At 43.1% G+C, this 202-nt stretch carries 1 rRNA gene; it reads right to left on the reverse strand.

Annotated features, from left to right (window positions below):
- A 16S ribosomal RNA gene (locus FD23_RS06515) occupies positions 1 to 64 on the reverse strand; the annotation flags it as partial.
- Between the last annotated feature and the right edge of the window lie 138 nt (positions 65 to 202).

Below are 202 nucleotides of genomic sequence, written 5' to 3' on the forward strand. Positions count from 1 at the left end.
CGACTTGCATGTATTAGGCACGCCGCCAGCGTTCGTCCTGAGCCAGGATCAAACTCTCAATTTGAAAATTGAGTCTTTTTAATCTGCTCCAGATTATTTGCTTGCGAATTGACTTCGCTTGTTTGTTTGGATCAAACAATGTTTGACCCGCACACTGCGAAACTTTGTTCAGTTTTCAAAGTACCAACTTGCGTCAAGTGAC

Origin of the sequence: Lactobacillus delbrueckii subsp. delbrueckii DSM 20074 = JCM 1012 (assembly GCF_001433875.1) — a bacterium.
GTDB lineage: Bacteria > Bacillota > Bacilli > Lactobacillales > Lactobacillaceae > Lactobacillus > Lactobacillus delbrueckii.